We start from the raw sequence: 21,280 nt of genomic DNA on the forward strand, positions 1-21,280 counted from the left end.
CGTGAACGCTTCTTTGGCGCGCGCCACGCCGTGCGGGCACAGGGCTGAGCCGCTTCGCACATCCGACGCACACCTGAACCCTATTCATGACCGGGAGAGGACCGATGTCCCCCAAGACGCTCTACGACAAGATCTGGGATGCCCACGTGGCCCATGAGGCCGACGACGGCACCTGCCTTCTCTATATCGACCGCCACCTCGTCCACGAGGTGACGAGCCCGCAGGCCTTCGAAGGGCTGCGCATGACGGGCCGCACGGTGCGCGCCCCCGACAAGACGATTGCCGTGCCGGACCACAACGTGCCCACCACGCTGGACCGCGCCAATGCCGCCACCATGACCGAAGACAGCCGAATTCAGGTCGAGGCGCTGGACAAGAACGCCAAGGACTTCGGCATTCACTACTACCCCGTCAGCGACGTGCGGCAGGGGATCGTGCATATCGTCGGCCCCGAACAGGGCTGGACCCTGCCCGGCATGACGGTCGTTTGCGGCGACAGCCACACCGCCACCCATGGTGCCTTCGGTGCGCTGGCCCATGGCATCGGCACGTCCGAGGTGGAACATGTGCTGGCCACCCAGACCTTGATCCAGAAGAAATCGAAGAACATGAAGGTGGAGATCACCGGCAAGCTGCGCCCCGGTGTGACCGCAAAGGACATCACCCTGTCAGTGATCGGCGCGACCGGCACGGCGGGCGGTACGGGCTACGTGATCGAATATTGCGGCGAAGCCATCCGCGACCTGTCGATGGAAGGCCGCATGACCGTCTGCAACATGGCGATCGAAGGCGGCGCACGCGCGGGCCTCATCGCACCGGACGAGAAAACTTTCGAATATTGCAAGGGCCGCCCGCATGCGCCCAAGGGCGCGCAGTGGGAAGCCGCCATGGACTGGTGGAAAACGCTCTATTCCGATGACGATGCCCATTGGGACAAGGTCATCACCCTGAAGGGCGAGGATATCGCGCCCGTCGTGACATGGGGCACTTCGCCCGAAGACGTGCTGCCCATCACGGCGAAGGTACCGGCGCCCGAGGATTTCAAGGGCGGCAAATCAGGTGCTGCGAAACGTTCGCTCGAATATATGGGCCTGACCCCGGGCACTCCGCTCAGCGAAGTGGCGATTGATACTGTGTTCATCGGCTCCTGCACCAACGGCCGGATCGAGGATCTTCGCGCCGCCGCAGCGATCCTGAAGGGCAAGAAGATCGCCGTGAAACGCGCCATGGTAGTGCCCGGCTCCGGCCTCGTACGGGCGCAGGCCGAAGAGGAAGGTCTGGCGGAGATCTTCAAGGAAGCCGGCTTTGAATGGCGGCTTGCGGGTTGCTCCATGTGTCTGGCGATGAACCCTGACCAGTTGGCGCCCGGCGAACGCTGCGCCGCCACCTCAAACCGCAACTTCGAAGGCCGGCAGGGCCGGGGCGGGCGTACCCACCTGATGAGCCCCGCGATGGCAGCCGCCGCCGCGATTACCGGCCACCTCACCGATGTCAGGGAGATGATGTAATGGAAAAGTTCGACACGCTGACAGGCATCGCCGCACCGATGCCGATGATCAACATCGACACCGACATGATCATCCCCAAGCAGTTCCTGAAGACCATCAAGCGCGAAGGGCTTGGGGTGAACCTCTTCGACGAAATGCGCTATGACGACAACGGAAACGAGATCCCGGACTTCGTCCTGAACAAGCCGCAGTACCGGGATGCCGAGATACTCGTGGCCGGGGACAACTTCGGCTGCGGATCGTCACGCGAACACGCGCCATGGGCGATCAAGGATTTCGGCATCCGCTGCGTCATCGCGCCCAGCTTTGCGGACATTTTCTACAACAACTGCTTCAAGAACGGCATCCTGCCCATCGCGCTGCCGCAGGAGCAGGTCGATGTGCTGATGAAAGACGCCGAAAAAGGCGCCAACGCCCGGATGACGATCGACCTCGAAGCGCAGACGGTCACCACCTCGGACGGTGAGACGTTTTCGTTCGAGATCGATTCGTTCAAGAAGCACTGCCTGATGAATGGCTTGGACGATATCGGCCTGACGATGGAAAAGGCGGCATCGATCGAAAGCTTCGAGGCCTCCGCCTCCCAGTCCCGTCCCTGGGTCTGATCAAGGCACTGCCGTTAAGAAATAACTTGTGGGTGCCGGTGACGGCCCCACAAAATGTTGCGACCCCGCAACCACCCCTCCCCGAATAGATGCAAGAACGCCGCACCGAGGCATGCAAATCGCCCCGCTGCATGGCATCGGCCGCCCAACGTCTTGAGACATGGGGGAAATGAAGGCACAATTTGGGCAATAATGAGGCAAGCTCCTATACCAATGGGAGCATCAAGTTGGAACAAGACTGCGGCAAAGTACCGTGGCTGGCCAGTTTGAAAGGGTGGAACTTTGATCGGACGAATGACAGGCGCTGCGACGCGCGGTTTCCTTGTGGCGTTGCTCATCGCAACCCCTGCACTATTGCTTCCCGGCGTAGCGGCGGACAGCAGCCAGATCACGGTCCTCGTGGCGCTGCTCGCCTTTTCGCTGACTTTTGTCGAGTACAACTCGAATTTCCCCAGCATCGTAGAATTCCGCGATGCTGCGCCGTTCAACCGGCTGCGGTTCCTGACGCTGTTCTTCACGGTCTTTCTGCTGGCAGTGCTGCAAAAGGGGCTGAGCGAACCGACCCTGCTGACCGCTGGGCTGACCTCACTGGGAACGATCCTCGGCAATACGCTCGATTTTCCGTATTCCCCCGTGCGCCTCATCGTTCTGATGCTGCCTGAAGACGCGGATGCCGATCTGGTCGCCCTGATTCGCACCTCCGCCGGTTTTGCCTATCTCATCTCGCTTCTGGCGATGGGGGTCTTCGTCGTGCTGGTACGGTTCCTTGGCTGGCCGGTGCGCAACGGCGCCTTCAACGTCTGGGTCAACCTGCCGCTTTTCGACCCCACCGCGGGCGGTGACGTGATGCACAGGCTGCAAAGGGATGCCCGGATCAACATCGCCCTTGGGTTCCTGCTGCCCTTCGTGATCCCCGCCGTAGTCAAGGGCACCTCTGATCTGATAATACCGATCACGCTGCAGACACCGCAGACCCTGATCTGGACGATAAGCGCATGGGCCTTTCTTCCCGCCAGCATGATCATGCGCGGCATTGCCCTGAACCGGGTGGCAGAACTCATCCAGGACAAGCGCCGGCGCGCCTATGCAGACGCGCAGGATACCTTGCAGGCCGCCTGACGGTCGCCCTTGCGACGCTCTGGTTATGGGCGGCACTGCCCGCTGCGGCGGAACCGCTTCGAATCGCCACCTACAATACCGAGCTTTCGCGCGCGGGCCCCGGGCTTTTGCTGCGCGACATCCAGCGGGGCGGTGATGCTCAAGTAGATGCTGCCATCGGGGTCATCGCCGCCGCCGCGCCGGATGTGCTGGTTCTTCAGGGCATCGACTATGATTTGGAGCGTGCCGCATTGCACGCGCTCGCCGAGGCGATTGTCAAAGGGGGCGGGCCTGATTACCCACACCGCTTCGCCCTCCCCTCGAACGCGGGCCTTGCCACGGATTTCGACCTCGACGGAGATGGAAGGAAAGGCGGCCCGGGCGATGCGCAGGGCTACGGTGAATTTTTCGGGGCGGACGCGATGGCGATCCTTTCGCGCCATCCGGTGATTGCGGAACAGCTGCGGGACTTCTCCGCGCTTCGCTGGGTGGACCTGCCGGGGGGAATCCCGCCAAAGGTCGACGGCACCCCCTTCCCCTCCACCGCAGCGCTCGACATACAGCGACTTTCCTCTCGCGGACATTGGGTGGTACCGATCGAGGTGCCACACTTCGGGCGGATCGACCTGCTGACCTTCCATGCAGCGCCCCCCGTTTTCGACGGGCCGGAAGACCGCAACGGACGCCGGAACCATGATGAAATCCGATTCTGGAACCTGCTTCTGGATGGTGAATTCGGCCCGCCACCCCATGAACGCTTCATCCTGCTTGGGGATGCAAACCTCGATCCGCACCGCGGAGCGGGCCGCCGGGCCGCCATCGCGGCGCTTCTTGCCCATCCGGCCATGCAGGACCCGATGTCAGATATCCCGACCGTTACATGGGACCAGACCGGCCCCATGCGCGTGGACTACCTGTTGCCTTCCAAGGCGCTCACCGTGCTGCGGACAGGCCAGAAATCGAACACCGCAGCGAGCCGCCACGCCCTGATCTGGGCGGACCTGACCCGCTAGCGTTCTTGACCCTCTCGGGCGCGCGCGATACGCCGCTATCGACATCAGATCAGGAGAGAATTCGATGGCCACCCCCAAGCTGCTCATCCTCGCCGGCGACGGCATCGGCCCCGAAGTCATGGGACAGGTCACCCGGATCATCGACTGGTTCGGCGCGAACCGCGATCTCGCCTTCGACGTGGAGCACGACCTTGTCGGCGGTGCGGCCTATGACAAGCACGGCACCCCCCTGCACGACGACACGATGGCCAAGGCGCTCGCCGCCGATGCCGTTCTGCTAGGCGCCGTCGGCGGGCCGAAGTACGACGATCTGGATTTCTCGGTAAAGCCCGAACGCGGCCTGCTGCGCCTGCGCAAGGAAATGGACCTTTTTTCTAACCTGCGCCCTGCCCAGTGCTTCGATGCGCTGGCCGATTTCTCATCGCTCAAGAAAGACGTGGTCGCTGGGCTCGACATCATGATCGTGCGCGAACTGACCTCAGGCGTCTATTTCGGTGAACCGCGCGGTATTTTCGAAGAAGGCAACGAGCGCGTCGGCATCAATACCCAGCGCTACACGGAAAGCGAGATCGAGCGCGTTGCCCGCTCCGCCTTCGAACTCGCGCGGCGGCGGTCGAACAAGGTCTGTTCCATGGAAAAGGCCAACGTCATGGAAAGCGGTATCCTGTGGCGCGAAGTCGTCCAGCGCGTCCATGATGCCGATTATCCCGATGTTGAGCTGACCCATATGTATGCGGACAACGGCGCGATGCAGCTCGTCCGCGCACCCAAGCAGTTTGACGTGATCGTGACGGATAACCTTTTCGGTGACATCCTTTCCGACTGTGCGGCAATGCTGACCGGCTCGCTCGGCATGCTGCCCTCCGCTTCACTGGGCGCACCGAATGCCGATGGCCGCCCGAAGGCGCTCTACGAACCCGTTCACGGTTCCGCACCCGACATCGCCGGACAGGGCAAGGCGAATCCGATCGCCTGCATCCTCAGCTTTGCCATGGCGCTACGCTATTCCTTCGACAAGGGCGATGAAGCGGCGCGGCTGGAAAACGCGATCGAAGCCGTGTTGGCCAAAGGCGCGCGCACAGCGGACCTGATGGGCGAAGAAGGTGGCAGCCCGATCTCCACTTCTGAGATGGGCGATGCCATCCTCGAAGCGCTCGACGCGAGCCTCTGATAATTCTTCCGGGGCAGGCCGCGACGGTCTGCCCCGCGAAACACCTCCCTATCCGCCCCAGCCGCCGCATTTCGCTTGCCATTCGGGCACTGAACGCCTATGCGCTGCTGCACGGTCGGGCTGTAGCGCAGCCTGGTAGCGCACCTGCTTCGGGAGCAGGGGGTCGGAGGTTCGAATCCTCTCAGCCCGACCAATTTCACCATGTCCCTCTTCACCGGCGTCGTCTTTAGGCGAAGCGTCGCGCCGTGAGTATTTGTGAAAGGGTGAAGGAGCGAGGCGCGGCCCTGTCCCACCGAGTGCGGAGCGGCATGGTGACCCTGGCAGGATTCGAACCTGCAACCTGCCCCTTAGGAGGGGGCTGCTCTATCCAGTTGAGCCACAGGGCCTTGGGCGCCTGTCTAGCCCAGGCGGGGCGACCGCGCCACTCATTCGGTAAAGAAATTTGGGGCTGCCGCACCCGTGCACCCCGCTTGCGCAAAGTCGGCCAGATGCAGTAGCTTCAAATGAACAAGCAGCAGGATCATCCCTTTGACAGAAGCCAACAAACGCCCGCTTACCCTGCGCGACGTATCCGATGCGTGCGGCGTGTCGGAAATGACGGTCAGCCGCGTCCTGCGCAAGCAGGGCGATGTGTCCGAAGCAACCCGCAGCCGGGTGCTCGCCGCGGCAAAGGCGCTCGGCTACGTTCCGAACCAGATCGCGGGCTCGCTGGCGTCCCAGCGGGTGAACCTCGTGGCGGTGATCATCCCGTCGCTGTCGAACATGGTCTTCCCCGAGGTGCTGAACGGCATCAATCAGGTGCTTGAGGAGACACCCCTGCAGCCGGTCGTGGGGGTCAGCGACTACCTTCCCGAAAAGGAGGAGCGCGTTCTTTACGAAATGCTTTCTTGGCGCCCCTCGGGCGTGATCATCGCCGGGCTCGAACATACCGATGCGACCCGTGCCATGCTGGGCAATGCCGGCATACCGGTGGTGGAGATCATGGATGTGGATGGCAGACCGGTCGATGCCGTGGTCGGCATTTCGCATCGCCGCGCGGGCCGGGAAATGGCGAAAGCGATCCTCAAGGAAGGATACGAGCGGATCGGCTTCATGGGCACCAAGATGCCGCTGGACCACCGCGCCCGAAAACGGTTCGAAGGCTTCACCGAAGGGCTGGCGAAGGCGGGGATCGAGATAGAGGACCGCGCCTTCTACTCCGGCGGCTCCGCGCTCGCCAAGGGGCGCGAGATGACGCAAGAGATGCTGGAACGCTCCCCCGATCTGGATTTTCTCTATTACTCCAATGACATGATCGGAGCGGGGGGGCTGCTTTACCTGCTCGATCAGGGCATCGACATTCCGGGCCAGATCGGCCTCGCCGGGTTCAATGGGGTCGAGCTGCTGCAAGGTCTGCCGCGCCAGCTTGCCACGATGGATGCCTGCCGGAACGAGATCGGGCAGGCGGCCGCCCGCATCGTGCTCAACAGCACCAGCGACACGCCCGATCCCGACATCGCGACGCAAGTAACGCTGACCCCCACCCTGTCCTTCGGAGATACGCTGCGCCGTCGCCGCGGATGAGCCTGCCGCGGCTGGACAATAGCACCGCGCGGCGGCTTTTCCTTGACAAGCATCGGCTACTCGAACGCCCGCAGGGTCCCGCATCCAGCGCCGAGTTGCTGGCGCTGATCGACACGCTCGGCTTCGTGCAACTCGACAGTATCAATACCGTGGCCCGTGCCCATGACCTGATCCTGTTTTCCCGGCGTCCACGCTACCGCCCCGCCGCGCTCAAGCGACTTTATGAAAAGGACCGCGCGCTTTTCGAACATTGGACCCATGACGCCGCCGTCATACCGATAGCCTATTATCCCTATTGGCGCCTGCGGCGCGAACGGGATGCCGCGCGGCTTCGACGAAACTGGCGTGACTGGCGGCGCGACGGGTTCGAGGCGCGGTTTCAACCCGTGCTCGACCAGATCCGCGCGGAAGGCCCTGTTTCATCCTCCGATGTTGGACGGGGCGAAAAACGCGGCTCCGGCGGCTGGTGGGACTGGCACCCCTCCAAGACGGCGCTCGAATACCTCTGGCGCTGCGGCGCGTTGAGCGTTGTGGGGCGCGATGGCTTCCGCAAGGTCTACGACCTGACCGAAAGGGTCATTCCCGAAGATGTCCGTGCACCTGAGAACCCGCCGAACGACAGCGAAATCATCGATTGGTGCTGCGCGGGTGCCCTACAACGCCTCGGATTCGCAACCCATGGCGAAATCGCGGCCTTCTGGGCACATGTCACCCCGGCGGAAGCGCGCGACTGGTGCAGTGCTGCCCATGCCGCAGGCCGCATAACTCAGATCGAGGTGGAGGACGCCGGCGGCCTGCCGCGCCGCGCCTATGCCTTTCCCGAAGAGGTAGAGGCCGCCCTGGCCCTGCCCTCCGCCCCCGGGCGTCTTCGCATCCTCAGCCCCTTCGACCCCGCCCTGCGGGACCGGCGTCGCGCGCTCAGACTCTTTGGTTTCGACTACCGGATCGAGGTTTTCGTTCCCGCCGCGAAAAGGGCGTATGGATACTACGTGTTCCCGATCCTTCAGGGTGAGCGACTTGTGGGCAGGATCGACATGAAGGCGCTACGGGATACCGATGAGCTTTGTGTCTCGGCGCTCTGGACCGAACAAGGGGTCATCTGGGGCAGCGGGCGGCAGCGCCAGTTGGAGGCCGAATTACAGCGGCTGACGGCCCTCGCCGGGGTGAGCCGCGTCACCTTTGCCGCCGGCTGGCGCCGTGGATCAGCGCAGCACCAGTTCTGACAGGTCCTTTGACGCTGCCTGCAACCGACCGAGATGTTCCTTCAGGGCTTCCTTGTCGCCGCGCTGAATCGGCGCATGGATCGACAAGGTCGACATCAACCGCCCGATATCATCCAGCACGGGAACGGCGATCGCTACCATACCTTCCATGAACTCTTCGTCGTCGATCGAATATCCCTGTTCCCGAATGGCCTTTATCTCTTCCAGCAAGGCGGCGGGATCGGTCAGCGTCTTGGGCGTATGACGTTCGAGCTTTGCGGATTCGGCGAATTTCTGCACCATGCGCGGGGCAAGCGTGGAAAGGTACATCTTGCCGCTCGCAGTACAGTGGAACGGCACGATCGAACCAATCTGCATCTGGATGCGCAGCGGCCATTTCGTTTCCACCCGGTCGAGATACATCATCCCGTCCCGGTCGGGCGTGGCAACGTTACAGGTTTCGCCCACGTCCCGGGCGACGGCGTTAAGGACCGACAACCGCATGCTGCGCACCCTTGCGGATGACAGCACGTTGACGGCCATTTTCCGCAACCGCTGACCGGGGTGATAGGACCGCCCGTCAATGTCGCGCTGCAGGAAGCCTTCTTCTTCCAGCCGATGGAAAAGCCGGTGGATCGTCGGCTTCGGCAGGCCGAGTACTTCGTTGGCGGCCGTAGGTGTCATGGGTTCGCCGATCTGCGCGATCTCTTCCAGTAGCAACAACAACCGAAGGTTGGTCGGGATTGTCTTATCGCTATTGCTCGCATCAGGCATGGGCCGGTCCGTTTCTTGTGGCGCGGCCAGTTCAAACGGTGTCGGAACCCGGCGGGCCACGGTTCCGGGCACGGGTGAATGCCGCAGATTATGGGACTATATATTTTAAAAAGTGCATCGTGGGAATAGCATTCGCCGTTAAGGGAATGTTAACACTTCTTCCTGAGCGCCAGCGTGGCAAAATTGATGCACGTTTTGCGGGCAATCCAGCGCCACGGGTAAGCGCGGCGCTAAACGCAACTGCAGGCCGCTACAAAACGATACGCGACCGCATTTAAGTCAGCTTGCATTCCCCAGCCCCGTCTATAATGTCTGTTATTGAGACCCGTAATTTCAATAGATGATTGATTGGTATGATGACGAGTACAGACGCGGACTATATCATCGTCGGCGCCGGCTCCGCAGGCTGCGTGCTTGCAAACCGTTTGAGTGCCGATCCCCGCAATCGGGTCATCCTGCTGGAAGCCGGTGGTCGCGACTGGAGCCCCTGGATCCATATCCCTGTCGGATACTTCAAGACCATTCACAACCCCAAGTTGGACTGGTGCTACAGAACCGAGCCGGAGCCAGGGCTCAACGGGCGATCCATCCGCTGGCCCCGGGGCAAGGTGCTGGGCGGGTCATCTTCTCTCAACGGCCTCCTTTATGTGCGGGGCCAGCCGCAGGACTACGATCGCTGGAGGCAGATGGGCAACCAAGGCTGGGGGTGGGACGATGTCCTGCCCCTGTTCAAGCGAGCTGAGGGAAACGAACGGGGGGCAGACGCCTATCACGGCGCTGAGGGGCCGCTGACAGTCAGTGACATGCGTCTCGAAAGACCGATTACCAATGCCTGGGTCGCAGCCGCCCAAGCTGCAGGCCACCGCTTCAACCCGGACTACAACGGCGCTTCACAGGAAGGCGTCGGATACTTCCAACTGACCGCCAAAGGAGGCCTCAGGTGCAGCGCCGCCACCGCCTACCTCGATCCCATCCGCTCCAGGGGCAACCTTCGGATCATCACGCATGCCCACGCCAGCCATGTCCTTTTTGACGGGCAGCGCGCCACGGGGGTGGCCTACCTTGACCGGAGCGGTAAGGAGCAACACCTGCATGCCGGGGGGGAGGTCATCCTCTCGGGCGGCACAATCAACTCGCCCCAGTTGCTCATGCTGTCCGGCATCGGCGATGCGGAGGAACTTGGAGAACACGGTATCACCGTACGGCAACACCTACCCGCAGTGGGGCAAAACCTGCAGGATCACCTTCAGGCGCGGCTGGTCTACAAATGTCACGAGGCTACGCTGAACGACGAAGTGTCGACGCTTCTCGGGCGGCTGAAAATCGCCGCGCATTATGCTTTCAACCGGCGCGGGCCAATGGCGATGGCAGCGAGCCTCGCCACCGGCTTCCTCAGAACGAGGCCAGAGCTTGAAACGCCAGATATCCAGCTGCACGTTCAACCGCTTTCCGCAGAAAACCCCGGCATGGGCGCGGATCACTTTTCGGCCTTCACGACCTCCGTCTGCCAGTTGCGTCCCGAAAGCCGGGGCCGGATAAGCCTTCGCAGTCCGGACCCGCGCGCCCACCCCAAAATCGTCGCGAACTACCTGTCGACACCGAACGACCGTCACACGCTCGTCGAAGGGATCAACATCGCACGCCGCATTGCGCGACACGCCCCCCTGGCCAACAGGATATCGGAAGAATTCCGCCCCCATCCCGATCTCGACCCGGAAGACCGCGAAGCAACCCTTGACTGGGCGCGGGATAATACCGCCTCTATCTATCATCCGGTGGGGACCTGTCGCATGGGCAGCGGAACCAATGCCGTAGTGGACGATGCATTGCGGGTCCGGGGCATAGTGGGTCTCAGGGTGGCGGATGCGTCCATCATGCCGGACATCGTGTCGGGCAACACCAACGCCCCCACGATCATGATCGGTGAAAAGGCCAGTGACCTGATCCTGAAAGACCGCGATAGGGCAGCAGCAAGGGCCTGACCCCTTCACCCTTTCGCAAATACTCGCGGGGTTCGGGGGCGCGCCCCCGATCAACGGTCAACGGAACCACCCCACGCTCTGCCGAAGGAGCGGGGCGAAGATTTATCCCGTCTCACGCCGTTGACGCCGCCGCAGACTGTGTTTGAATGCGGCCAAAGGAGTCACCCCATGTCATTCCGCCCAGACGCGGCTCGATCCTTCCCCGCTTCGCGGAGCATTCCGCATGAGTGACTGGCCTGTCATTCGCAGGGTCGGGCTTTCGGGTCTTCTTGTCACCTTCGCCGCAAGGATGAGCGAGCCTGCCAACCGGGCCGCGCTCGCGCTTCGTGCGGCGATTGACGCGGAAGGTTGGGAAGGGGTCACCGAAACCAGCACCTCGCTCGTTTCCACCTTTATCGGGGTCGATCTGGCCGCGAAGGGTCCCGAAGAGCTGACCCGCAAGCTAGAAAAGCTGCTAAGCGCGCAAGACTGGTACGCGGCCCCCCTGCCCTCCGGTCGCAAATTGTGGCGCGTCCCGACTGTATACGGCACCGACCTTGCCCCCCAACTCGCCGAAGCAGCCGAGGCAGCCGGAATGGAAGCGGAGGAGGCCGTGAAGCAGTTGTCGCAGGCCCGCGTCCGGGTTCTGACGATCGGGTTCGCCCCGGGGCAACCCTATCTCGGCGAACTGGGAGAGGCCTGGGACATTCCGCGCCAGCAGGGGCTGACCGATACCGTCCCCGCCGGTGCGCTGATCGTGGCGATCCGCCAGCTCGTGCTCTTTACCAATGCCTCGCCTACCGGGTGGCGGCATATCGGGCAGACGGCTTTCCGCACATTCCGTCCCGAGGCCGAGACCCCGTTTGCCCTCTCTCCGGGTGACGAGATGATGTTCCCCGCCATAGAACGCGATGCCTATGAGGACATCCTCGCGTCAAATGCCGATGGAAACGGCGGCGCCACGCAGGAGGTGATTGAATGAACGCGCAACTCGACGTTCTTCACGCCGGGCCGGGCATGACGGTGCAGGATCGGGGCCGCCGGGGCTTCCGGGCGCAAGGCCTGACCGCAGGCGGTGCCGCCGACAGGATGGCCTTGGCCGAAGGTGCAGCACTGCTCGATCAGTCGGGCGATCTTGCGGCGATCGAAATGGCAGGCGCGGGGGGAAGCTTTCGTTGCACCAGTGATCTGCGCATCGCCCTGACCGGGGCAGATATGGGCGCCTCCGCAGATGGCGCCCCGCTGGCGTGGAACGCCTGTCATTTGCTGCCTGCCGGAACGACGCTCACCCTCGGGGGCGCGAAGGACGGTTCTTACGGCTATCTCCATGTGGGTGGTGGAATTGCCACCGAACCGGTCATGGGGGCCCGCGCCGGGCATCTTGCCGCCGGTCTGGGCGAGGCAATCGCGGCGGGCGACAGCCTCCCCCTCGGGCCTGACAAGGGGGGGCCGACGGGGCGGATACTCGAACGCGGCGACAGGTTCGGGGGCGGCACCGTCCATATCGTCGCCAGCATGCAGACCGCGAACTTCGCCGCGGAGACGCTCGACCGGTTCGTGGATACCGAATTTCGGCGCGATACGCGGGCCAACCGGGTGGGGGTTCGCATGACCCATGATGGCGAAGGTTTCTTCGCCGAAGGTCAGCTCAGCATCGTTTCGGAAGTGATTGTACCGGGCGACATCCAGATCACGGGCGACGGTGCCCCCTATGTGTTGATGGGCGAATGCCAGACGACAGGCGGTTACCCGAGAATCGGCACGGTGCTTCCCTCCGATCTGCCTCGCGTGGCACAGGCCCGTGCCGGCGATCCCATACGCTTTCGCCTGATCGAGACGGAGGAGGCCATCACGCTGGAGCGCCGCGCGCGCGACTGGCTGGCCGGTATCGCAGGTCGGATCGCACCCCTCACCCGGAACCCACATGAAATGCGCGATCTGCTGTCCTACCAACTGGTCGGGGGCGCGGTCTCCGCCACGGCGGATCCATTCGAGGAAGAGGATAGGAAATGACACAGGTCGATCTCAACGCCGACATGGGCGAAAGCTTCGGTTCTTGGAAAATGGGCAACGATCCCGCCCTGCTGGAAATCGTCACCTCGGCGAATATCGCCTGCGGGGGCCATGCCGGTGACCCGGACGTGATGGCGCGCACGATGTCGCTCGCGGCCAGCAACGGTGTGGGCATCGGTGCCCATCCGGGCTTCATGGATATTTCGGGCTTCGGGCGATTTCGAATGTCCGTCCCCCGCGCCACCCTTCAAAACCAAATCCGGTATCAGGTTGCCGCAAGCATCGGGATGGCCCGAAGCCTCGGGGCGCAGGTCCGGCACCTCAAATTGCACGGCGCCGTGGCTAATATGGCGTCGGAGGACGAGACGCTGGCGCGCGACCTTTTCGAGGCGGCGCTGTCGGTGGCCCCTGATCTCATCGTCATGGTCCTGTCCGAAACCGCGCAGCAAAAGGCAGCGGAGGGGCTCGGTTGCCGCTGGGCGGGCGAGATTTTTGCCGACCGCGCCTATAACGACGATGCAACGCTGGTGGACCGATCACTGCCCGGTGCGGTGATCCACGATGCCGAAGCCGCCGGCAAGCGCATGGCGCAAATGGTGACCGAAGGGGCCATCATCACCGAAAGCGGCAAACGCATCCCCGCGGCCATCGATACGATCTGCCTGCACGGCGACACGCCCGAAGCTGTCGATATCGCGAAATCCGTGCGCGCGGCGCTGCAAGACGCCGACATCACGTTGCGCACCTTCGACGGGCGGGGTTGATCCTGAAGGAAGATTTCAGTGGTGAGCCGTGCAGGATTCGAACCTGCGACCCACTGATTAAAAGTCAGTTGCTCTACCAACTGAGCTAACGGCCCACTAGGCGGAGTACCTAGAAAGTTGCGCCGGGGGGGTCAAGCCCGAAACGTCGGAAATTCCGCGGCCCGCTGGATATATGCAGCAGGCGGGAGTATATGCGCCGGATGAGCACCGGATTCCCAAATGGCCTGCCCTTCATGAAGATGCATGGGCTGGGTAACGACTTCGTCGTCGTCGACGCGCGGCAGGGTCAAAACCCTGTCACCGATGCGCTCGCGTGTGGCATTGCGGACCGGCATCGCGGCGTCGGCTTCGACCAACTGGCGGTGATCGGAAAGCCCGATGATGGCGCTGTCAGGCTCACCTTTTACAATGCGGACGGATCGCTTTCCGCGGCTTGCGGCAACGCGACCCGCTGCATTGCCCGCTACCTGATGGACGAAAGCGGCGATGCGGCAATCACGCTGAAGACTGAACGTGGCCTGCTGGAGGCGCGGGATGCGGGCCGGGGGCTGACCTCGGTCAATATGCTGCACCCTCAGCTAGACTGGCAGGAAATCCCGCTCGTGCGAGAAATGGACACTCTGGTTCTGCCGATCGAGGGCGAGCCGACGGCGACGGGCATGGGCAACCCTCATTGCAGCTTTTTCGTCGCGGATGCCGAGGCGGCCGACCTTGAGGATATCGGCGCACGGATGGAGCATCACCCCCTCTTCCCCCAGCGCACCAATGTACAGCTGGCCCAGATCGTCGGGACCGACCACATCCGGATGCGGGTCTGGGAACGGGGCGTCGGAGTTACACTGGCCTCCGGTTCCTCCAGCTGCGCGGTGGCCGTGGCGGCGGCGCGCAGGGGGCTTACCGGACGGTCGGTCAAGATCGATCTGGACGGCGGCACGCTCGATATTGACTGGCGTGAAGACGGCGTTTGGATGACCGGACCAACGATGCACGTCTTCAGCGGGGCGCTCAGCCCTGCGTTTCTGGAGTCCCTGGCATGAGCGCGCCTGTCTTCCGCACCATGGGGTGCCGGTTGAACGCCTATGAAACAGAGGCGATGAAGGACCTCGCCGCGCAGGCGGGGTTAGAAAACGCGGTTGTGGTCAATACCTGCGCTGTCACGGCGGAAGCCGTGCGCAAAGCGCGGCAGGATATCCGCCGCCTGCGCCGGGAACATCCCGATGCCCGGCTGATCGTCACCGGCTGCGCCGCGCAGACCGAGCCCGAGACATTCTCCGCCATGGAGGAGGTCGACGCCGTTATCGGCAATACAGAAAAGATGGCCCCGGAGACATGGCAGGGCATGGCAGCCGATTTCATCGGTGAGACAGAGGCCCTGCAGGTGGATGACATCATGTCCATCACCGAAACAGCAGGTCATCTGATCGACGGTTTCGGTACCCGCAGCCGCGCCTACGTTCAGGTGCAGAACGGCTGCGACCACCGTTGCACCTTCTGCATCATTCCTTTCGGGCGCGGAAACTCACGGTCCGTGCCTGCCGGGGTCGTGGTGGACCAGATCAAGCGGCTGGTTCAGAAAGGCTTCAACGAAGTTGTACTGACCGGCGTGGACCTCACAAGCTGGGGGGCCGATCTGCCCGCCAGCCCCAAGCTCGGCGATCTGGTCATGCGGATCCTGCGGCTGGTGCCCGACCTTCGGCGGCTGCGCATTTCCTCCATCGACTCGATCGAGGTGGACGAGAACCTGATGCAGGCCATCGCGACGGAACCGCGCCTGATGCCCCACCTGCATCTCAGCCTGCAGCATGGCGACGACATGATCCTGAAGCGCATGAAGCGCCGCCACCTGCGCGACGATGCGATCCGCTTCACCGAAGAGGCACGCCGCCTGCGGCCCGAAATGACCTTCGGCGCGGACATAATCGCGGGTTTCCCGACAGAGACCGACGCGATGTTCGAAAACTCTTTGAAGCTGGTGGATGACTGCGCGCTGACTTGGCTTCACGTCTTCCCTTATTCCGCCCGACCGGGCACGCCGGCGGCCCGGATGCCAGCAGTAGACGGCGCCACGATCAAGGAACGTGCCGCCCGCCTGCGCGCCGCAGGCGCCGACCGTGTCTCCCTCCACCTGCAGGAGCAGGTCGGACGCCCCCACAGTGTTCTCATGGAAAGCCCGCATATGGGCCGGACAGAGCAGTTCACCGAAGTACGTTTCAAAGTGGCACAGCAGGAAGGCGCGGTGGTTGACGCTGTTATTGAGGGCCGATCCGCCGACCATCTGCTGGCATAAGCTTCGGCGGTTGCAAAGATTTCCGCGACACATGTGAACCGGGTCACTGACAGCCCATCGCCCGAGAGGCACATTCACCAATGTAGAGAGCGTCAGCCCGCGATTGCCCCGGCCAAATATTCGCGGTCGCCGCGTGTTGGCATTTTCAGCCCTGCCGGGGGAGGGCTCGATCGCGCGCTGTTTGCTGTGCCGATCGCAAGGGTCATGGCCAGTGTTCTCCCGGTATTTATTGACGGATGGCGTGCAAAGGTCCGATAGCTTCCCCCATTGGTCCAAACGTCAAAGACCCTTCCGAATTGTCCCGTTCGGAAGGGTCTTTTTTAGCTCTCAGGTCTGACTGGGAAAAGTCAGCTTTCCTTGTGCTTGTGACGGGCCCAGAGGCGTTTGTTCGTCAGGTAAAGCAGCACAGACAGCAGGGTCAGGAAAATCACGCCCGCGAAACCGGCTTGCTTGCGACCGGCGAGTTTCGGTTCGGCCGTCCACATCAGGAAGGCGGAGACGTCCTCCGACAGATGCTGCAGATCGTTGGCATGTTCATCCACAAACTCGACCTGACCGTCGCCCAAGGGCGGAGCCATGGCGATCCAGCCGCCGGGGAAGACCGAGTTTCCATAAAGCACTGTGCCTGCCTGTTCCTTCTCTTCACCGGTATAGCTGGTCAGCAGGGCGGTGATATACTCCGGCCCGCCGATACCCTTGAAGAACTGGTTGATGCCAAGGCCATAGGGGCCGTGGAAGGCGGCACGCTTCTTCGCCATCAGCGAAAGGTCAGGCGCATTGGCGAGGTTCGACTGCGGGAAGTGATCCACCGGGGTCGCCGGGCGCGTGTCGTCGAGTTCCGAATCGTAGACATCGAACTGCTTGGCGTATTCGATCACCTGCGCTTCGGGCAGGTTGGGGCCGGTTTCGTCACCCAGCGTACGCATCGCCACATATTCCAACCCGTGGCAGGCGGCGCAGACTTCGGTGTAGATCTGCAGACCACGCTGAAGCTGGTTCACGTCATAGGCGCCGAAGGGACCATCGAAGGAAAAATCGATGTTCTCGATATACGGTGTTCCATGGCCATCGTCGTCGCCGTGATCGTCCTCGGCGGCGGCATGGTCGTCTTCTTTCTGACCGTGGTCATCGTCATCCATGACGCCGACTTCGGTATCTTCGCCATGGGCCTGACCGCTCACATCATCCTCTGCGATGACCTCGGTCTGGCTTTCTTCGACCGCATCGGGCTGATCCTCGGCGACTTCCTCGGCTGCTTCGGCGGCCTCGTCCTGAACGACGTCCTCGTTCACGCCGACATCTTCACGCGCGGCATCCGCGCCTTCGGCGGAGGGCAGTGCGTCGTCAGAGGCGGCTTCGACGTTCGTGTCGTCGCTGGCATCGGTTGCCTGTGCGGCAACCGAACCCGTTTCTTCAGTCGTAACGGCATCACCCTGAACGGTCGTCGTGACCTGTTCGCGGGTCTCCGTGTCCTCCTGCGTTTGCACCTGCGGGGAGGTGACGCGCTGGCCGGTGGCCGGCGCCTCGGTCGTTTCCTGCGCCAGCACGGTGGAGGCGGCTCCGACGAAACCGGCAGCGACCACGGCGGTTAGGATGTTGGTCTTCATCATAGTCATGGTCCTTACTCTGCCGGCTTGACCAGCGTTTTGGTGCCGCCGGCCTTGGGCGCGAAATGAGCGTCGAAGTCTTCTTCGATGGTCGCAGGCGGGATCAGCGGTTTCTCGATCACGCCGAGCAGCGGCAGGATCACCAGGAAGTAGGCGAACCAATAGGCCGAGGCGATCAGCGAGAAGGTTGCATAAGGCTCTTCCGCGGGCATGGCACCCAGCCACATCAGCGCGAAGAAATCAATCACCAGCAGGGCGAACCACCATTTGAACATCGGACGATAACGGCCCGACCGTACGCTGGAGGTATCGAGCCACGGTACCAGCGCCATGACCGCGATTGCACCGAACATCGCCAGCACGCCGAAGAACTTGGCGTCGATGATGCCACCCGTCACGAAGGACGCGATCTGAACGACCCAGACTTCGGAAGTGAACGCCCGCAGGATCGCGTAGAAGGGCAGGAAGTACCATTCGGGCACGATATGCGCAGGCGTCGCCAGCGGGTTCGCCTCGATATAGTTGTCCGGATGGCCGAGGTAGTTCGGCATGAAGCCCACGACCGCGAAGAACACCACCAGGATGACTGCGAGCGCGAAGAGGTCCTTGATCACGAAGTAGGGCCAGAAGGGCAGCGTGTCCTTCTCGGCTTCTTCCTTGGAACCGCGGCGCACCTCGACCCCGGTGGGGTTGTTGTTACCCGTGGTGTGGAACGCCCAGACATGCACGATCACCAGACCGGCAATCACGAAGGGTAGCAGGTAGTGCAGGCTGAAGAAACGGTTCAGCGTCGCATTGTCCACGGCAGGGCCGCCCAGCAGCAGTGTCTGCAGAGATTCACCCACGAAGGGGATTGCCCCGAAGAGACCGGTGATCACGGTCGCGCCCCAGAAGGACATCTGACCCCAGGGCAGCACGTAGCCCATGAAACCGGTAGCCATCATCAGAAGGTAAATCAGCATCCCGATGATCCACGTGACCTCACGCGGGGCCTTGTAGGAGCCGTAGTAGAGACCGCGGAAGATATGGGCATAGACCGCGACGAAGAACAACGACGCGCCGTTCATGTGCAGATACCGCAGCATGTAGCCGCCGTTCACGTTGCGCATGATATGTTCGACCGATGCGAAGGCGAGGTCCACGTGCGGGGTGTAGTGCATCACCAGAACGATACCGGTGACGATCTGCAGCAGAAGACAGAAAACGAGGACGATGCCCCATATCCACATCCAGTTAAGGTTCTTGGGTGTGGGGATCATCAATGTGTCGTACAGCAACCCAACGATGGGGAGCCGGCGGTGAAGCCACTTTTCGCCGCCCGTGGTCGGCTCGTAATGGTCGTGCGGAATTCCAGCCATTTGCGTGTGCTCCCTTAACCCAGCTTCAACGTGGATTCGTCAAGAAATTCGGCGACCGGCACCAGCAGGTTCAGGGGCGCGGGTCCTTTGCGGATCCGTCCCGCCGTGTCGTAGTGCGACCCGTGACACGGGCAGAACCAGCCCCCGAAATCGCCCGCGTCACCCAGCGGAACACATCCCAGATGCGTGCAGACGCCGATCTGGACCAGCCATTCGCCGGTGTCGTCCAGCGCGCGGTTCTCGTCGGTTGCGAGCACATCGCCCGAAAGGTTCTCGTTCTGGGCAGTCGGGTCGGGCAGGTCGCTGATATCGACGGAACGCGCCTCGACGATCTCTTCCTCGGTACGGCGGCGAATGAACACCGGCTTGCCCAGCCATTTCACGGTCAGCTGCGAGCCACGCTCAAGCCCGGAGACATCCACGCGGATCGACGAAAGCGCCTTTACGTCCGCCGAAGGGTTCATCTGGTTCACAAGTGGCCAGACCGCCGCACCGACCGCGACGGCCCCGGTGCCTGCGGTCGCGTAATAGAGGAAGTCCCTCCGGTTACCTGCGTGTTCTTCAGCTTGGGACACGGGTTTTCTCCAATTTTCTGGCCAAAGCACGGCCGTCAGACATGGCGACCGCCTGCGGACAGGCGATCTTGCTTCAGGGGGTATCTACCGGGCCATCGCGCGCCCGTCCAGATGGCAATGGCGCGCAAACCGTCGCAGGTGGCCTGCGCGGGACGGAAAAGCTTGCGATTGTGGCAATACTACCCGGCCGGGGGCGCCGTCGCCCGCATCGATGCGCGCGAATCGAACTCTTCGAACCATGCGGCGAGCGCCGGGTTGCCATTGCGCCAGCCCCGCGCGCCATGGCGAAACTCAACATATCCCAGCGCGCAGCCCACGGCGATCTGCCCCATGTCGAGCGGGCCGGACAGATGGCTGATCCAACGGCTCTCCAGCGCCGAACAGGCCCGGGCAATCTTCCCCCACTGACCTTCGACCCAGCTTTCCAATCGCTTGTCTTCGGGACGCAGCCGGTTTTCGTAGATCATCAGCAGGGCGGCATCGAGCATGCCGTCCGCCGTGGCCTCCAGCGTCAGGGTTTCCCAGCGTGCCGGACCGCTCGGATAGAGCCGGGCCGTCGCCCTGTCATCCAGATAGGCGCAAATGACACGGCTGTCATAAAGCGTCGGCCCGTCGTCCCGCTCCAGCGCGGGAACCTTGGTCAGCGGATTGCTGGCTTCCAGCCCTTCCGCCGGGTTCAACGGCGTCCCGGAGGCTTCGTGCAACGTGACATCCGCGATCTGGCCGGTTTCGTGCAGCAGGACCATGACCTTGCGCACATAGGGCGAGGTCGGAGAATAATGGAGTTTCATGCGCTGTTCCTCATGATGATCCGCGCAGTCTTTACCGAACGGCGACCCAACACAATGGGTCAGAGGTTCGTCGCGTCATCGGGGGGTCTCCGCCCTTCAGCCATCCCGCATCAACCGGGCCATCACGCCCGGGTCGGTGCCGAACCCGTGGGACTGCATTTCGGACGCGGCGGAAAGCCGGGCGGGCTCGTCCTTGTTTTGGCCCAGCTTCCATGTGCCATCGACCTCATGCACGTTCAGCCGGTAGGGCAGGATCATCCGCATCAACCGGCTGCGCGCTTCCTCCGTCATCTTGTCCATGGTCCACGCCCGCTTCGGGGCAAGACGGCTCTCGAAGAACGCGGATTGCCGGGCCAGAAGCGGCTCCAACTCTGCCAGCGGCAGGGGTTCGAGTTCTCCTATCAGGTGAACGGCCACGTAGTTCCACGTCGGCACCTGATCCTCGATCCCGTACCAGTCGGGGGAAACATAGCTGTGCGGCCCCGATACCGCGAGCCGTACCTGCAAAGGCTCCCTGCCCAGCCGGGCGATGGGATTGGAACGGACCAGATGCAACTCGGCGCTCGTGCCCTCTTCGTCCAGCACGAATGGCACATGAGACATCAGCGGCCCATCGGGACCCGCGACAGCCATGATGCCGAAGGCGGCATCACGGGCGAAGGCGACATTGCGTTCACGCGGAGTGGTGCGAAAGACGGGATTGGGATGCATCAGGCGGTCTCCGTGTCTGGCGTATTTCTATTGCGCCCGTGCCGGGCCTTTGGCAACCTGTCTGCATTCTCAGGGCGGGGTGAAATTCCCCACCGGCGGTATGTGGCCTGCGCCACGAGCCCGCGAGCGGCCCTTCCGGGGGTGTCAGCAGATCCGGTGAGATGCCGGAGCCGACGGTCATAGTCCGGATGAAAGAGAATGTGATCGGAAGGGCGCGGTGCGCTCTGCCGGTCCCGTGATCGCCTTGGGTGGATAGTGTGCCGACCAGAGGAGATCATG

At 62.7% G+C, this 21,280-nt stretch carries 19 protein-coding genes, 3 tRNA genes and 1 riboswitch; of the genes, 14 read left to right on the top strand and 8 right to left on the bottom strand.

The features are described 5' to 3' along the window. Positions 1-104 precede the first annotated feature (104 nt). From leuC to A3728_RS06320, 6 genes are all read left to right on the top strand, one after another. Positions 105-1,508: a 3-isopropylmalate dehydratase large subunit gene (gene leuC / locus A3728_RS06295; protein WP_067921259.1), complete on the top strand. Its 1,404-nt coding sequence runs from the start codon at positions 105-107 to the stop codon at positions 1,506-1,508. Next, positions 1,508-2,113 (top strand): 3-isopropylmalate dehydratase small subunit, encoded by a 606-nt coding sequence (gene leuD, locus A3728_RS06300; protein WP_067921261.1) that lies wholly within the window; start codon positions 1,508-1,510, stop codon positions 2,111-2,113. The genes leuC and leuD overlap by 1 nt, the downstream gene beginning before the upstream one ends. Before the next feature lie 294 nt (positions 2,114-2,407). After that, a complete protein-coding gene (locus tag A3728_RS06305) occupies positions 2,408-3,232 on the top strand; it encodes a hypothetical protein (protein WP_236630418.1) in 825 nt (274 codons plus the stop codon). 107 nt (positions 3,233-3,339) lie between these two features. Then, a complete protein-coding gene (locus tag A3728_RS06310; protein WP_082850972.1) occupies positions 3,340-4,224 on the top strand; it encodes an endonuclease/exonuclease/phosphatase family protein in 885 nt (294 codons plus the stop codon). Positions 4,225-4,288: 64 nt separating this feature from the next. Next, on the top strand, positions 4,289-5,395 hold the full coding sequence (gene leuB / locus A3728_RS06315; protein WP_067921265.1) for a 3-isopropylmalate dehydrogenase: 1,107 nt from the start codon (positions 4,289-4,291) through the stop codon (positions 5,393-5,395). A gap of 116 nt (positions 5,396-5,511) precedes the next feature. After that, positions 5,512-5,588, top strand: a tRNA-Pro gene (locus A3728_RS06320). Positions 5,589-5,704: 116 nt separating this feature from the next. On the opposite strand, the gene A3728_RS06325 is transcribed toward A3728_RS06320, so the two are convergent. Then, positions 5,705-5,781, bottom strand: a tRNA-Arg gene (locus A3728_RS06325). 142 nt (positions 5,782-5,923) lie between these two features. Between A3728_RS06325 and A3728_RS06330 the strand changes: the two genes are divergently transcribed. Further along, on the top strand, positions 5,924-6,958 hold the full coding sequence (locus A3728_RS06330; RefSeq protein WP_067921267.1) for a LacI family DNA-binding transcriptional regulator: 1,035 nt from the start codon (positions 5,924-5,926) through the stop codon (positions 6,956-6,958). Then, positions 6,955-8,181 carry a winged helix-turn-helix domain-containing protein gene (locus tag A3728_RS06335; RefSeq protein ID WP_067921269.1) on the top strand — a complete coding sequence of 409 codons (1,227 nt, stop codon included), beginning with the start codon at positions 6,955-6,957 and terminating at the stop codon, positions 8,179-8,181. The genes A3728_RS06330 and A3728_RS06335 overlap by 4 nt, the downstream gene beginning before the upstream one ends. On the opposite strand, the gene A3728_RS06340 is transcribed toward A3728_RS06335, so the two are convergent. Beyond that, positions 8,161-8,934, bottom strand: coding sequence for an IclR family transcriptional regulator (locus A3728_RS06340; RefSeq protein ID WP_067921271.1), 774 nt, complete (start codon positions 8,932-8,934; stop codon positions 8,161-8,163). The genes A3728_RS06335 and A3728_RS06340 overlap by 21 nt on opposite strands. Before the next feature lie 356 nt (positions 8,935-9,290). On the opposite strand from A3728_RS06340, the gene A3728_RS06345 reads away from it, so the two are divergent. The 4 genes from A3728_RS06345 to A3728_RS06360 all read left to right on the top strand — a co-directional run bounded on the left by A3728_RS06345 (position 9,291) and on the right by A3728_RS06360 (position 13,672). Further along, positions 9,291-10,916: a GMC family oxidoreductase gene (locus A3728_RS06345; RefSeq protein ID WP_067921378.1), complete on the top strand. Its 1,626-nt coding sequence runs from the start codon at positions 9,291-9,293 to the stop codon at positions 10,914-10,916. Between the two features lie 223 nt (positions 10,917-11,139). Beyond that, on the top strand, positions 11,140-11,877 hold the full coding sequence (locus A3728_RS06350) for a 5-oxoprolinase subunit B family protein (RefSeq protein ID WP_067921273.1): 738 nt from the start codon (positions 11,140-11,142) through the stop codon (positions 11,875-11,877). Further along, positions 11,874-12,908, top strand: a complete 1,035-nt coding sequence (locus A3728_RS06355; protein ID WP_067921275.1) for a biotin-dependent carboxyltransferase family protein — start codon at positions 11,874-11,876, stop codon at positions 12,906-12,908. The genes A3728_RS06350 and A3728_RS06355 overlap by 4 nt, the downstream gene beginning before the upstream one ends. Continuing rightward, on the top strand, positions 12,905-13,672 hold the full coding sequence (locus A3728_RS06360) for a LamB/YcsF family protein (protein WP_067921277.1): 768 nt from the start codon (positions 12,905-12,907) through the stop codon (positions 13,670-13,672). The genes A3728_RS06355 and A3728_RS06360 overlap by 4 nt, the downstream gene beginning before the upstream one ends. A gap of 19 nt (positions 13,673-13,691) precedes the next feature. Here A3728_RS06360 and A3728_RS06365 read toward each other — a convergent pair. Then, a tRNA-Lys gene (locus A3728_RS06365) sits at positions 13,692-13,767 on the bottom strand. Positions 13,768-13,863: 96 nt separating this feature from the next. Here A3728_RS06365 and dapF point away from each other — a divergent pair. Continuing rightward, on the top strand, positions 13,864-14,709 hold the full coding sequence (dapF, locus tag A3728_RS06370) for a diaminopimelate epimerase (RefSeq protein WP_067921279.1): 846 nt from the start codon (positions 13,864-13,866) through the stop codon (positions 14,707-14,709). Continuing rightward, entirely contained in the window at positions 14,706-15,959 is a 1,254-nt protein-coding gene (gene mtaB / locus A3728_RS06375; protein ID WP_067921281.1) for a tRNA (N(6)-L-threonylcarbamoyladenosine(37)-C(2))-methylthiotransferase MtaB, read from the top strand. Before dapF ends, mtaB begins: the two co-directional genes overlap by 4 nt. A gap of 347 nt (positions 15,960-16,306) precedes the next feature. Here the strand turns inward: mtaB and A3728_RS22215 are convergent, their stop codons facing one another. The 5 genes from A3728_RS22215 to A3728_RS06400 all read right to left on the bottom strand — a co-directional run bounded on the left by A3728_RS22215 (position 16,307) and on the right by A3728_RS06400 (position 21,001). Further along, positions 16,307-17,098, bottom strand: coding sequence for a cytochrome c1 (locus A3728_RS22215; protein WP_082850974.1), 792 nt, complete (start codon positions 17,096-17,098; stop codon positions 16,307-16,309). A 482-nt stretch (positions 17,099-17,580) separates the two neighbouring features. Next, the gene (petB, locus tag A3728_RS06385) at positions 17,581-18,924 is read right to left on the bottom strand and encodes a cytochrome b (RefSeq protein ID WP_067921285.1); all 1,344 of its coding nucleotides are present in this window, start codon (positions 18,922-18,924) and stop codon (positions 17,581-17,583) included. A gap of 14 nt (positions 18,925-18,938) precedes the next feature. Continuing rightward, complete coding sequence (petA, locus tag A3728_RS06390) at positions 18,939-19,499, bottom strand: ubiquinol-cytochrome c reductase iron-sulfur subunit (protein ID WP_067921287.1); 561 nt, start codon at positions 19,497-19,499, stop codon at positions 18,939-18,941. Between the two features lie 179 nt (positions 19,500-19,678). After that, complete coding sequence (locus tag A3728_RS06395; RefSeq protein WP_067921288.1) at positions 19,679-20,290, bottom strand: glutathione S-transferase; 612 nt, start codon at positions 20,288-20,290, stop codon at positions 19,679-19,681. A gap of 96 nt (positions 20,291-20,386) precedes the next feature. Next, on the bottom strand, positions 20,387-21,001 hold the full coding sequence (locus tag A3728_RS06400; RefSeq protein ID WP_067921290.1) for an FMN-binding negative transcriptional regulator: 615 nt from the start codon (positions 20,999-21,001) through the stop codon (positions 20,387-20,389). A 61-nt stretch (positions 21,002-21,062) separates the two neighbouring features. Beyond that, a riboswitch (FMN riboswitch) is annotated at positions 21,063-21,205 on the top strand. Positions 21,206-21,280 lie beyond the last annotated feature (75 nt).

The sequence above is a fragment of the Sulfitobacter sp. HI0040 genome, from assembly GCF_001634885.1.
GTDB lineage: Bacteria > Pseudomonadota > Alphaproteobacteria > Rhodobacterales > Rhodobacteraceae > Sulfitobacter.